12 protein-coding genes and 1 pseudogene are annotated in these 11,954 nt (G+C 69.3%); 10 read left to right on the top strand and 3 right to left on the bottom strand.

Annotation, left to right across the window (positions count from 1 at the left end; all coding sequences use genetic code 11):
• The first annotated feature begins 15 nt into the window (after positions 1–15).
• The 6 genes from IB228_RS16840 to IB228_RS16865 all read left to right on the top strand — a co-directional run bounded on the left by IB228_RS16840 (position 16) and on the right by IB228_RS16865 (position 4,359).
• On the top strand, positions 16–636 hold the full coding sequence (locus IB228_RS16840) for a glutathione S-transferase (RefSeq protein ID WP_192199279.1): 621 nt from the start codon (positions 16–18) through the stop codon (positions 634–636).
• A gap of 98 nt (positions 637–734) precedes the next feature.
• The gene (locus tag IB228_RS16845) at positions 735–1,247 is read left to right on the top strand and encodes a hypothetical protein (protein ID WP_225562512.1); all 513 of its coding nucleotides are present in this window, start codon (positions 735–737) and stop codon (positions 1,245–1,247) included.
• Positions 1,248–1,323: 76 nt separating this feature from the next.
• Complete coding sequence (locus IB228_RS16850; RefSeq protein ID WP_183638495.1) at positions 1,324–1,716, top strand: STAS/SEC14 domain-containing protein; 393 nt, start codon at positions 1,324–1,326, stop codon at positions 1,714–1,716.
• A 265-nt stretch (positions 1,717–1,981) separates the two neighbouring features.
• Positions 1,982–2,809, top strand: a complete 828-nt coding sequence (locus IB228_RS16855) for an AraC family transcriptional regulator (protein ID WP_192199280.1) — start codon at positions 1,982–1,984, stop codon at positions 2,807–2,809.
• A gap of 76 nt (positions 2,810–2,885) precedes the next feature.
• Positions 2,886–3,860: a DMT family transporter gene (locus tag IB228_RS16860; protein WP_192199281.1), complete on the top strand. Its 975-nt coding sequence runs from the start codon at positions 2,886–2,888 to the stop codon at positions 3,858–3,860.
• 43 nt (positions 3,861–3,903) lie between these two features.
• Complete coding sequence (locus IB228_RS16865; protein WP_225562513.1) at positions 3,904–4,359, top strand: nuclear transport factor 2 family protein; 456 nt, start codon at positions 3,904–3,906, stop codon at positions 4,357–4,359.
• A gap of 472 nt (positions 4,360–4,831) precedes the next feature.
• Here IB228_RS16865 and IB228_RS16870 read toward each other — a convergent pair whose 3' ends face one another.
• Positions 4,832–5,467 (bottom strand): cation transporter, encoded by a 636-nt coding sequence (locus IB228_RS16870; RefSeq protein WP_192199282.1) that lies wholly within the window; start codon positions 5,465–5,467, stop codon positions 4,832–4,834.
• 74 nt (positions 5,468–5,541) lie between these two features.
• The gene (locus IB228_RS16875; protein ID WP_343205533.1) at positions 5,542–8,211 is read right to left on the bottom strand and encodes an EAL domain-containing protein; all 2,670 of its coding nucleotides are present in this window, start codon (positions 8,209–8,211) and stop codon (positions 5,542–5,544) included.
• Positions 8,212–8,711: 500 nt separating this feature from the next.
• Between IB228_RS16875 and IB228_RS16880 the strand changes: the two genes are divergently transcribed.
• The 4 genes and pseudogenes from IB228_RS16880 (at position 8,712) to IB228_RS20095 (ending at position 11,665) form a co-directional block, all read left to right on the top strand.
• Positions 8,712–9,005: a MoaD/ThiS family protein gene (locus IB228_RS16880; RefSeq protein WP_183638484.1), complete on the top strand. Its 294-nt coding sequence runs from the start codon at positions 8,712–8,714 to the stop codon at positions 9,003–9,005.
• 1 nt (position 9,006) lies between these two features.
• The gene (locus tag IB228_RS16885) at positions 9,007–10,107 is read left to right on the top strand and encodes a glycoside hydrolase (protein ID WP_183638482.1); all 1,101 of its coding nucleotides are present in this window, start codon (positions 9,007–9,009) and stop codon (positions 10,105–10,107) included.
• 377 nt (positions 10,108–10,484) lie between these two features.
• Positions 10,485–11,381: pseudogene (locus tag IB228_RS16890) on the top strand (hypothetical protein); the annotation flags it as partial.
• An 86-nt stretch (positions 11,382–11,467) separates the two neighbouring features.
• Entirely contained in the window at positions 11,468–11,665 is a 198-nt protein-coding gene (locus tag IB228_RS20095; RefSeq protein ID WP_203322152.1) for a DUF6500 family protein, read from the top strand.
• 42 nt (positions 11,666–11,707) lie between these two features.
• Here IB228_RS20095 and IB228_RS16900 read toward each other — a convergent pair whose 3' ends face one another.
• Complete coding sequence (locus IB228_RS16900; protein WP_183638476.1) at positions 11,708–11,926, bottom strand: RNA-binding S4 domain-containing protein; 219 nt, start codon at positions 11,924–11,926, stop codon at positions 11,708–11,710.
• Positions 11,927–11,954: the final 28 nt, after the last annotated feature.

Below are 11,954 nucleotides of genomic sequence, written 5' to 3' on the forward strand. Positions count from 1 at the left end.
GCACGCGGGGTATCCATGCAACTGCTCTACCAGACCCATTCGCCCTATGCGCGCAAGGCGCTGGTGTTCGCCCACGAGGCCGGCCTGGCCGATCGGCTGGAGGTGATCCACCACGAGACCAGCCCGGTGCTGCGCAACGAGGCGGTGTTCCGGCAGAACCCGTTGGGCAAGGTGCCGGTACTGCTGCGCCCAGGACAGCCGGCGATCTTCGATTCGGACGTGATCTGCGCCTATCTCGACACCCTGCATACCGGCGCGCGGTTGGTTCCCGCCGACGGCGAAGCGCGCTGGCATGCGCTGCGGGTGCAGGCGGTGGCGCAGGGATTGTGCGAGGCCGGCATCGCGGTGCGCTGGGAGACCGTGCGCCGTCCCGAACCGCTGCGCTACCCGCCGCTGCGCGACGGCTACATCGACAAGCTGCTGGCCAGCTACGACTGGCTGGAACAGGAACTGGACGTCGATGCGCCGCCGCATGTGGGACATATCGCCGTCGCCACCGCCCTGGACTGGCTGGCGTTCCGCGAACTGCCGCCGTTCCGGCCGGCACGGCCGCGTCTGGCGGCCTGGTTCGACGCCTTCGCGCAGCGTCCGTCGATGCGAGCCACGCCGCTGTCCGGCGACACCCACGACGCCTGAGCCGGGTCGCTGTCATGTTCCTGTCATTTCATCGCAGCAGAATCTTCACGAAACCGTAAAGCGCGCCCATGCCGGACGCGCCGGGCAAGGGCGGACACATGAAGATCAAGGCTTGGCTGCTGGCGGGATTGGCGATGGCGTGGATGCCGGCGGCGTTCGCGCAACAGGAGCCAAAGGCCCCGCACGTCAACATCGAACAGCGGCTCACCGCCGAGCAGATGCGCGCCACCGGCCTGGACCAGCTCACCCCGGCGCAACTGGAACTGCTCAACCGCCTGCTCGGCGAACAGGTCGAGGCGCGCGCGCAGGAGCGCGCAGAGGTCATCGCCCGCACGCAGGCGCCGGAGCGCCGGCCACGCGATGAAAGTTCGCTGATTGGCCTCAACGACGAGCCCATCCACGCGCGCCTCAAGGGCACCGTGGCCGGCTGGGAGCCGGGGACCGTGTTCGAACTGGACAACGGCCAGCAGTGGAAGGTCCTGAAAGGCAAGATGAAGCTGTCGCGCCCGCTGGAATCGCCCGAGATCGTGGTGGTGCCCGGCGTGGCCGGACGCTGGTTCCTGCAGGTCGAGGAAGACACGCCCAAGGCACGGGTCTACCGGATCGATTGAGGCCCTTGCCGGCGTTGACGTTTTCGCGACGCGCCCGCGGTGAGCATGCGATGAAACCCATCGCAGGAGTCCGCGCATGATCGAAGGCATTCCCGCCCCGCCGCACGTGGCGGCCTTCCGCTTCAGCGGCCAGCTCACCGGCGAGGACTACGACCGGTGCATCGCCGAGATCGAGGCGCGCCTGCACGAGTACCGCCGCATCGGCATCTTCACCGATCTCGCCGGCATGACCGGCCTGAGCGCCGAGGCGATGGCCAAGGATCTGCGCTACGCGGTGCAGAAGTTGGGCGAGTATTCGCGCTTCGCGCGCGCGGCGGTGGTGACCGACAAGCAATGGCTGGGCCGGATTTCCGAGTTCGCCGGGCACCTGCTGCCGGCGACGGAAGTGCGCGCGTTCGAGCCCGCCGAAGCGGAGCAAGCGCTGGCGTGGGCCGCCGAGGTCACGCCCGAGGGCAACGATCCGCCCTGACCCCGGGGGCGCTCCGGAATATCGCGGGCGCTCAACCCAGCAGGGCGCCGAGGCTGGCGCTCACCGCCGCGCCGAGCAGCAGGAAACCCAGCATCGCGAGCCAATGCAGCGAGCGGATGTAGAAGGTTTTCATCGAATCTCCCTGCGCCGGTCCCGCCGGGGTCCGTCGCGGCCTTTCCGTGGCCCCTGTACGCGCATCAACGCCGCACGGGGGCGGCGGCGGCCAAAGGCGGCGAGGGTGGCCGACCGGTGGCATGATGGGCCGATGCAAGGCGTGCCGGAACAATTCGAATCCCCCCGTGACGCGGCCCAGTTCCTGCACCCGCCGCACCGGCCGGGCGTGGAACTGTACCGCGCGCATATCGTCCGGCACGCTTTCGATCCGCATACCCACGAGGCGTTCGGGCTGGGCGCCATCGAATCCGGGGCGGAACGCTTCCGCTATGCCGGCGCGGATCACCTGGCGTCGGCCGGTTCGCTGGTGCTGATGAACCCCGAGGCGTTGCACACCGGGCGCGCGGAAACCGAGGATGGCTGGCGCTACCGGATGATCTATCTGGATCGCGCGGCGCTGGAGGAGATCACCGGCGAATCCGGCTGGTGGTTCGCCGATGCCGTGCGCCCGGATCCCACGCGCGCGTCGCGGGTCACCGCGCTGCTCGATGCGCTGTGGCACGCGCGCGCCGAGCCATTGGCCTTCGATGGCCTGCTGCTGCAACTGCTGGAGACCTTGCGGGATCATGCCCATGTCGGCCGGCCCGAGGGCGCGGAACGCACGCAGCGCTTCGGCGGCGTCATCGACTACCTGCACGCGCACCTGGACCAGCGGGTCAGCCTGGAGTCGCTCGCGGCCGTCGCCGGGCTCAGCCCGTTCCATTTCCTGCGCCGGTTCCGCGACCAGTATCACGTCACTCCGCAGCAGATGCTGATGGCCCTGCGCATGCACGACGCCAAGCGGCGCCTGGGCGCGGGCGAGTCCCCGGCCGACGTGGCCGCGGCCACCGGCATGGCCGATCAGGCCCACCTGACCCGGGCGTTCGCGCGCCGCTACGGCGTCACCCCGGCGCGCTACCAGCGCCAGGTGCGCGGCTGAGCCGGCGCAATCTGGTGCAAGACGGGACCGGGAACGCCTTCTAGAGTCGGTGTTTTCCGGACGGACGAACACGACGATGTGGGTGGGAACGCTGTACGCGCTGGCGGCCGGGCTGATGTGGGGCCTGGTGTTCGTGGGGCCACTGCTGTTGCCGGAGTATCCCGCCGCATTGCAATCGGTGGGACGCTACCTGGCATTCGGCCTGATCGCGCTGCCGCTGGCCGCCTTCGATCGCGCCGAACTGCGCCGGCTGCGCGCGGCCGATTGGCGCGAGGCGCTCAAACTCGCGGCCATCGGCAACCTGCTGTACTACCTGTGCCTGGCCAGCGCCATCCAGCGCGCCGGCGCGCCGGTGCCGACCATGATCATCGGCACGCTGCCGGTGGTGATCGCGATCAGCGCCAACCTGCGCAACGGCCACCGTGACGGACGCCTGCCCTGGGGCCGGCTGGCGCCTTCGCTGGTGCTGATCGTGCTGGGCATCGCCTGCGTCAACCAGGTGGAACTGCAGGCACTGCGCGACGACCCGCAGGCCGATCCATGGCGTTACGCCAGCGGCGCGCTGCTGGCACTGATCGCGGTGGCCTGCTGGACCTGGTATCCGCTGCGCAACGCCGATTGGCTGCGCGCGCATCCGGATCGCAGTCCGCGCGCGTGGGCGACCGCGCAGGGCGTGGCGATTCTGCCGCTGGCGCTGCTGGGTTACGCGCTGCTGTGGGGCGTGATGGAGCTGCGTGGCGCGGACTTCCCGATGCCGCTGGGACCACGCCCGGAGTTCTTCATCGCCCTGATGGTGGCGATCGGCCTGTTCGCCTCGTGGCTGGGCACGCTGTGCTGGAACCAGGCCAGCCAGCGCCTGCCAACCGCGCTGGTCGGGCAGTTGATCGTGTTCGAGACCCTGGCGGCGCTGGCCTATGCGTTCATGCTGCGCGGGCAGATGCCACGCCCGCTGACCCTGATCGGCATCGGTCTGCTGATCGGCGGCGTGCTGTGGGCCGTGCGGGTGAAACCGGAACCGGTGCTGCGCGCCGAGGACGGCCACGGCCTGTAGCGACGCGTTACCATCGCCGGCAATCCCGGAGCGGGGCAGGGCGATGCGACAGGCGATGTGGAAACGGGCGAACGTGCTGTGGTTGCTGCTCGCGGCGTCGTCCTGGGCGCAGGCCGGCGAGGCCGAGGACCGGCGCGACATCCTGGCGGTGGAAACGGTCCTTTGCCGCGCATTCGAGGGCGGCGACGCGAAAACCCTGGAGCGCCATCTGGATCCGGGCTTCACTCTGGTCGATTCGCGCGGCGTGGTCACCGGCCTGGCCGCCAACCTCGCCGAAGTGGCGAGCCGGGAACCGCGCTACCGGGTGTTCCGCAACCGGGACCAGCGGATCCGCCTGCATGGCGATGCGGCGATCGTCACTGGAGTGACCCACGTCGAGGGTGATTCGCAGGGGCAGGCGTTCACCGCCGATTTCCGTTTCACGGATACCTGGATCCGGTATCCCGACGGTTGGAAGCTTGCCGCCAGTCACGCCAGCCGGTTGGCCGAGGCCCCTTAGCGGCGATTGCCTCCCGTAGCGCCGAGCTTGCTCGGCGGGGTGTGTTCGAAGCCGCCGGCCATGCAGGGCAGCGGAGCAAGCTCCGCTCTACGCGTTGGGTTCAGGGGCGGACGTTGCCTGTCGCGCCGAGCTTGCTTGGCGGGGCGTGTCCGAAGTCGCCGGCCATGCAGGGGCAGCGGAGCAAGCTCCGCTCTACGCGTGGGGTTCAGGGTCGGTCCCTGTAGCGCCGAGCTTGCTCGGCGGGACGTGTCCGAAGCCGCCGGCCATGCAGGGCAGCGGAGCAAGCTCCGCTCTACGCGTGGGTTCAGGGGCGGACGTTGCCTGTCGCGCCGAGCTTGCTCGGCGGGGCGTGTCCGAAGCCGCCGGCCATGCAGGGCAGCGGAGCAAGCTCCGCTCTACGCGTGGGGTTCAGGGGCGGACGTTGCCTGTCGCGCCGAGCTTGCTCGGCGGGGCGTGCCCGAAGCCGGCAGGTTCAGGCATGCTCGGGCGCGGTCTCGCGCCAGGCCGCCCAGGCGCCGGACAGCACCCGCCAGGCCGAACGCAGGAACAGCAGCAACAGCGCCGCGCCGACCAGCAGATCCGGCCAGCCGGCGCCGAACAGCCACACGCCCGCGGCGGCGACCAGCACCGCCAGTCCTTCGTAAACGTCGTTGCGCGAGCATTCCCAGGCCGAGGCCAGGTTGACGTCGCCGGAACGGTAGGGCGTCAGCAGGCGCAGGCAGATCAGGTTGGCGCCCAGGTTGAGCAGGCCGACCACGCCGATGGTCTCGAACAGCGGCACCGTCGGGTGCGCCAGCCGCCAGCCGATCTGCGCGGCCACCGCGACCGCGGCGGCGAGTATCAGCAGGCCCTTGAACAGCGCGACCTGCGCCTTGGCGCGCGCGCTGGCGCCCACCACCATCAGGCTCAGCGCGTAGGTGGCAGCGTCGCCCAGGTTGTCCAGGCTGCCCGACAGCAGCGAGGTGGAGCGGCTGTACAGCGCCGCCGCGATCATCATCAGGAAGGTGGCGAGGTTGATCGCCAGCACGATCGCCAGCACCCGCCGCTGGCGCGCTTCCAGCGCGGCGACGTCGATGGTCTTGCCGCAGCCACAGCAGGAGTCGGACATGTCGGACAGCTCGTGAAAAGACGCGTGAAGAGCGACGCGCCGATTCTAGCGCCCTCAGAGCCGGAACGATGGAATCAGGCCGCCTGCCGGTGGCGCTGGAACAGCACCCGCTCGGGCCGGTGCAGCGCCATGCCTTGGCCGAAATCCACGCCCAGTCCGGTCAGGGTGGCGATCATTCCGGCATTGCCGACCCATTCGGCGACCACGCTCAGCCCACGCTGGTGGCCGATCTGGGCGATGGCGCTGACGATGGTCCGGCTCATCGCGTCGGTTTCCAGATCGCGGATGAAACTGCCGTCGATCTTGATCACGTCCACCGGCAGGTTCTTGAGGTAGCCGAAGGAAGACATGCCGGCACCGAAGTCGTCCAGCGCGATCCGGCAGCCGGCCTTGCGCAGCCGCTCGATCACCTGCACCACCTTCAGCAGGTTGCGTACCGCCACGGTCTCGGTGATCTCGAAGCACAGCCGCGACGGCGGCACCCGGTGCTCGGCGATCAGCGCCAGGATGAAGTCCGCCAGGTCCTCGTCCTCGATGCTGGCGCCGGACAGGTTGATCGCGCACTGCTGCAAGGGGCGACCATCGGCATGCAACTGGCCGAAGTGGGTCAGCGCGGCGCGGATCACCCAGCGATCCACCATCGGCATCAGGCCGTAGCGCTCGGCCGCCGGCAGGAACGCGCCCGGCAGGACGATGCGGCCGTCCTCGTCGCGCAGGCGCAGCAGCAGTTCCACCCGCGCGCCGTCCTCGCGGCGGCCGTCCAGCGGCACGATTTCCTGGTAGTCCAGCAACAGGCGCTGTTCCTCCATCGCCCAGCGCAGGCGGTTGGCCCACTCCATCTCGCCATAGCGGCGGGTGGCCTCGTCGTCGTCGCTGTAGACGTGGATGCGGTTGCGTCCGTTCTCCTTGGCCACGTAGCACGCGGTGTCGGCCCAGGACAGCAGATCCTTCAGGGTGGGATTGTCCTGGTCCACCACCACCACGCCGATGCTGGCGCTGACCGTGTAGGTGCGCTCCTGCCAGACGAACATCTGCGATTCGATGCCGGTGCGCAGCCGCTCGGCCAGGGTGCGCGCGCTGGCCGTGTCGACGTCGAACGCGAGCAGGCCGAACTCGTCGCCACCCAGCCGCGCCAGCAGATCATCGCCGCGCAACTGCATCCGCATCGCCAGCGCCAGTTGCGCCAGCAGCTGATCGCCGGCGGTATGGCCGGACACGTCGTTGATCAGCTTGAATTGATCCAGGTCGATGTACAGCAGCGCACAGGAGCGGCCGCCGCGACGGCGATCGGCCAGGGCCTGTTCGATCCGCCGTTCGAACTCGCGCCGGTTGCACAGTTCGGTCAGCGCATCGTGGGTGGCCTGGTAGCTGAGCCGTTCGGTCAGTTCGCGCTGCTCGGAGATGTCGGTGGCGACCACCAGCAGGCGGGGCTCGTCCTCCATCTCGACCCGGGCGATGGACGCATTGGCCCAGAATTCCCCGCCCAGGCCGATCAGCAGCGCCTCCACGTTGCCCCAGTAGTCGCCGGTGCGGGCCGGCTGGCGCACGCGTTCGCGGAAGGCCGGATCGGCGAACAGCGCGGTGAGCGGCACGCCGGCCGAGACTACATCGCCCAGCCGCTGCCGCGCGGCCTGGTTGGCATACAGGATGCGACCGTCACCGTCGGACAGCAGGACCAGCGCCGGCAGCAGTTCGTTGAGCGCGCGGAACTGCGCCTCGCTCTGGCGATAGAGCGCGCTCATCTCGTGACCGAGCGTGATCGCGCGCTGGCGGGTGGTGGCCAGCGACCACAGCAACGCCGCCAGCAGCAGGCTGATCACCGGACCGGCGGTGAGGATGACCCGCAGGCGTTCGCTGTCCAGCACGGCCGGGCGCGGCCACATGCGCAATTCCCAGCGACGCCCGCCGAATTCCAGTAGTTGCCGGTACAGCCGGGCGTCCTGCTCGGCGCGGGTGCCGGATTCGTAGAACGGCCCGATGTCGGTGGCGTCCAGATCGCGGACGCTGACCCGGAAGGTGTCCAGCACCGGGCCCTGCAACGCGTCATTGACCAGCGGATCCAGCCGCAGGCTGACCGCGAGCGCACCTATCTCGCGCGCGCGCCGCGCGGTCACGTCGAGCGGTTCCGGACCGTCGGAATAGACCGGCAGGCGCACGGTCACGCCGAGCCGCTGGTGGCTGCCGGGCACCGTCTGGCGCAGCACGAACGGGGCGGACAGCACCACGCTGTTGCTGTCGCGCGCGCGTTCCAGCGCCAGCAGGTTCTCGCGCTGGCTGGCGATGTTCAGGCCCAGCAGCACCTCGTTGCCGCGGAGTGGGGTGATGAACTGGTAGCGATAAGCCGATGGCCCGCCGGCGACGCCGTCGATCCGGGTCGCGAACGCGGTGGCCACCCGCGCCGGACCGATACGCTGGCGCTGCAGGTTTTCGGTGACCTGGGTGAAACGGATCTGGTCCATCCGGTCGTTGGCCAGGAACACGGTCTGCATCGCGCGCAGTTCCGAGGCCACGGTCTGCAGCGGCGCACGCAACTGTCGCGTGGCCACCTGGGCCAGGCCGCGACGTTGTGCATCGGTGCGCTCGTTCAGGTCGCGCCATTCGCTCAGCGCCAGCCAGAACGTGAAGGCCAGCCCAGCCAGCAGCACGGCCAGCGCCCAGCGCCACGCGCCGGTGCCCGGCCGTGCATGCTCCGCGTGCGAATGCACCGCCGTCGCCGACGACGGATGGGGTGACGTATCGATCACGGAATCCACCTGTCCATCGGAAGGGCGCGCACTCCCGCGCACCGATCCGTGCGCGCACGCGCGGACGCAGTGTGGAACGGAGGAATGTGGCTGTCGACCCCGGACCGCCGGATTCCCCGATGGCAGGCCGATTGGCTGGGCCCCATGGGGTCTCCTCAACGGGCACGTCTGGTGTCCGGTATCGACCCGCGCGACCGCTTCTTGAGCGGATCGCGGGCTGGTGGATGGGGTTGCCGGGTCCATTGAAGCGGGAAGCGGGGAAAGCGGTCGCGGGTGCTGCTGCGGTGCGGCGAAACTGAATCCTGCGCCTGGCATTCGCGTCGTCAGCTACGGGGAAGATCGCACACCGCGCGGTCCGCGCGGGCGCCACCGGCGAAGCCGGCCGCGACAATCGCCGCGTCGCTGCAAGCGGACCCGACGCCTCCTCGCGGCGTTGCGCCATGCGGCGCCGCAGGCGGGGCGCTATCCTCCGTGGCTGTCTGGGTGGCAAGGACCCCGTGATGGCCAGGGTGGTGCTGGCGCCGGCGCTGACGCGCTGGCTGCCGCAAGCCGAAGCACGTTCCGGCGGCGAGCTGTGCATGCAGCTGGCCGGCGCCAGCGTGGGTGAACTGCTGCAGGCCGTGTTCGACCTGCATCCCACGCTGCGTGGCTACGTGCTCGACGAGCACGGCGCGGTGCGCCACCACGTCGCGGTATTCGTCGATGGCCAGTGCCTGCGCGACAAGCGCGATCTCGGCCAGGCCGTCGGCGACGATGCCGAACTCTACGTGATGCAGGCGCTGTCGGGAGGCTGACATGTCGGATCGATTGCTGGTGTCTTCACGCAAGGGATTGTTCGTGCTCGCGCGCGACAATGGCGGCTGGCGAATCGCCGATACCGCCTTCCTCGGCGACAACGTGGCGCTGGCGCTGGCCGACCCGCGCGACGGCAGCTGGTACGCCGCGCTGGATCTCGGCCACTTCGGCGCCAAGCTGCATCGTTCCACCGATCAGGGCCGGCAATGGGAAGAGGTGGGCGTACCGGCCTATGGCGAAGGCGACCAGGTGGTGCCTGGCGACGGCAAGCCGGCGCAACCGGCGGCGCTGCGCCTGATCTGGTCACTGGAAGCGGGCGGGCCGGACGAACCGGGCCGGCTGTGGGCGGGCACCATTCCCGGCGGCCTGTTCCGCTCCGACGATCACGGACGCAACTGGCAACTCGTGCGTGGCTTGTGGGATCGCCCCGAACGCGGCCAGTGGTTCGGCGGCGGATACGATCATCCGGGCATCCATTCCATCTGCGTGGATCCGCGCGATCCGCGCCGCCTGCGGGTGGCGATCTCCAGCGGTGGCGTGTGGCGCAGCGACGACGGTGGCGACAACTGGAGCCAGACCGCGCAGGGCATGATCGCGCGCTACATGCCGGAAGGGCAGCAGGGCGATCCCAACATCCAGGACGTGCACCGGCTGGTGCAGGCGCGCGCCACGCCGGAGGTGTTCTGGGCCCAGCACCACAATGGCGTGTTCCGCAGCACCGCCGACGGCGGCGACTGGCAAGAGATCACCGACGTGCCGCCCTCGGTGTTCGGCTTCGCGGTGGCGGTGCATCCGCGCGATGCGGATACCGCGTGGTTCGTGCCGGCGGTGAAGGACGAGAAGCGCTATCCGGTGGACGCGCGACTGGTGGTCGCCCGCACCCGCGACGGCGGGCGCAGCTTCCAGACCCTGCGCACCGGACTGCCGGCGGAGCAGTCCTACGATCTGGTCTACCGGCACGGCCTGGCCGTCGACGCCAGTGGTGATCGGCTGGCGTTCGGTTCCACCACCGGCGGTTTCTGGACCAGCGATGATCAGGGCGAGCATTGGCGGGCACTGCCGGCCCGGCTGCCACCGGTCCACGCGGTGACCTTCGCCTGAGATCGCGGCCACCCACCGTCTGCCGGGAGCGATCGGCATGTCGATCGAGATGCCGATGCGCTGCGCGTTCCCTGCCTGCGTCGCGTGACGTGGGCGGTTGACCTGTGGGGACTGTCGCAGATGCCGCGGGACTCGCGAGCTGAACCGGTCGAGGCCGCATTCACCACCGATTCGGCCCCCGGCGCACTCCGGGCCCTAGACTAGCGGCTCTTTCCCACGTCCCGCCGCCTTCCGTGCCCATGCGTCCCGTGTCCCTGTTGTCCTGGTGTGTGCTGTGCGCCGTCCTGCTGGCCGGATGCCGGGCCGAGCCCCCCGCGCCGCCGGCACCGGAGAAACCGCGTACCGAGACCACCGCCAGCAGCGAGGACAACGGCGCCATCAGCGCCGGCCCGGTCAAGCCGGCGCCGCGCAAGATCGATCTGGCACGCACCACCGACTGGCCGGAGGCGCCGCTGACCGCCGGGGTCACCTGGGTCAGCTGCGAACTCGACTACGCGGAGCACGGTGACGGCGTGGCGCTGGACAAGCTCGACTTCCAGAGCCTGCTCGATGCGGTCAAGCCATGCCAGGCCGCCGGGGTGATGCGGGTGCGCTACACGGGAAAGATCAACGCCGAATTCACCTCGCTGATGGAACGCATGTCCAACGTCGCCAACCGGCTGGCGATCGAGAAGCGCGTGCTGGACATCGATTCCAGCGGTGGCCGGGTCGAGGACGGCATCCGCGCCGGCGACATCATCGGCGCCTCGCACTGGACGCTGTGGGTGCGCGATGGCGCGATCTGCCACAGCTCCTGCCTGCTTATCCTCGCCGCCGGCGACAACCGGGTGATTGCCGGCAAGGTCGGCATCCATCGGATGATGCGGATCGATTCCGGCGCGAACTCCCGCGCCGAACTGGCCGAGGAACTGCGCCAGGTCTACGGCCAGTTGAAGGATTACCTGGAGCGCAACGGCGCGGCGGTGACGGTGGCGGATCTGATGATGACCGTGCCCAACCGCAAGCTGCGCCTGCTGACCGCCACCGAGCTGGAAGAATACGGCTTGCAGGGCACCAACGCGGCACAGGACGATCTGGATCGCATCCAGCTGACCCGCAAGTGCGGCGAGGAATTCGTGCGCCGCAAGGACGACTTCATGCTGGCCTTCGATCGCCAGTGCGGGCAGACCGAGACCGCGCTGGAAGACATCAATACCTGCGGTCTGGAGCTGCGCAAGAGCTTCGGTTTCCCCGACGGCACCTGCCCGATGGAAAGCCCGATGGCCGAGTTCGATCGCGACGCTTCCGGCGTGCTGTAGGGGCGCGGTGTTCAGGACAGGGAAACGGCGTGAGGATTGAGCTTCGGCGGAAAATCATCGAAGTGTGCGATCGGAAGATCGCGCAGAAGGGGCCGGAGGTGGGTCTGTCGTTCTACGCTTTCTTCGCCAATCGCAACGATGATCCCGAGCGGCTCATGGAAGCGGCGGAGTGGTGGATACGCACGCATCGGCTGGATCACTTCGAGAAAGCGGTGAAGATCCGGGCGATGGTCGCGGCGATGGATTCGCCAAGGGACTGAGCAGCAGGCCGGGGCGGTCGTTTGGCTCGCCGCGTCATCCGGTCAGCTCGCGCGGACGTGGATCTCGATGTCGTCGAGCGCAACGACCTGCCCATCCCGGATCTTGCAGGTCTTGCGCAGTTCGACCGCGCCGTCCACCCGCACCGCGCCGGAAGCGACCAGCGCCTTGCCCGCGCCGCCGCTGTCGACCAAGCCGATCAGCTTGAGCAACTGGTTGAGTTCGACGTATTCGCCGTCGAGTTCGAAATCGAGCATCTGCATCGCGGCAGTTTAATCGCAATCCCGGCCG

Origin of the sequence: Pseudoxanthomonas sp. PXM04 (assembly GCF_014851695.1) — a bacterium.
GTDB classification, from domain to species: domain Bacteria; phylum Pseudomonadota; class Gammaproteobacteria; order Xanthomonadales; family Xanthomonadaceae; genus Pseudoxanthomonas_A; species Pseudoxanthomonas_A beigongshangi.

Coding starts and splice junctions, on each gene's coding strand:
- IB228_RS16880 (WP_183638484.1), top strand. CDS start 8,712: ATGGCCAGGGTGGTGCTGGCGCCGGCGCTGACGCGCTGGCTGCCGCAA.
- IB228_RS16870 (WP_192199282.1), bottom strand. CDS start 5,467: ATGTCCGACTCCTGCTGTGGCTGCGGCAAGACCATCGACGTCGCCGCG.
- IB228_RS16865 (WP_225562513.1), top strand. CDS start 3,904: ATGCGACAGGCGATGTGGAAACGGGCGAACGTGCTGTGGTTGCTGCTC.
- IB228_RS16855 (WP_192199280.1), top strand. CDS start 1,982: ATGCAAGGCGTGCCGGAACAATTCGAATCCCCCCGTGACGCGGCCCAG.
- IB228_RS16900 (WP_183638476.1), bottom strand. CDS start 11,926: ATGCAGATGCTCGATTTCGAACTCGACGGCGAATACGTCGAACTCAAC.
- IB228_RS16845 (WP_225562512.1), top strand. CDS start 735: ATGAAGATCAAGGCTTGGCTGCTGGCGGGATTGGCGATGGCGTGGATG.
- IB228_RS16885 (WP_183638482.1), top strand. CDS start 9,007: ATGTCGGATCGATTGCTGGTGTCTTCACGCAAGGGATTGTTCGTGCTC.
- IB228_RS16840 (WP_192199279.1), top strand. CDS start 16: ATGCAACTGCTCTACCAGACCCATTCGCCCTATGCGCGCAAGGCGCTG.
- IB228_RS16860 (WP_192199281.1), top strand. CDS start 2,886: ATGTGGGTGGGAACGCTGTACGCGCTGGCGGCCGGGCTGATGTGGGGC.
- IB228_RS16850 (WP_183638495.1), top strand. CDS start 1,324: ATGATCGAAGGCATTCCCGCCCCGCCGCACGTGGCGGCCTTCCGCTTC.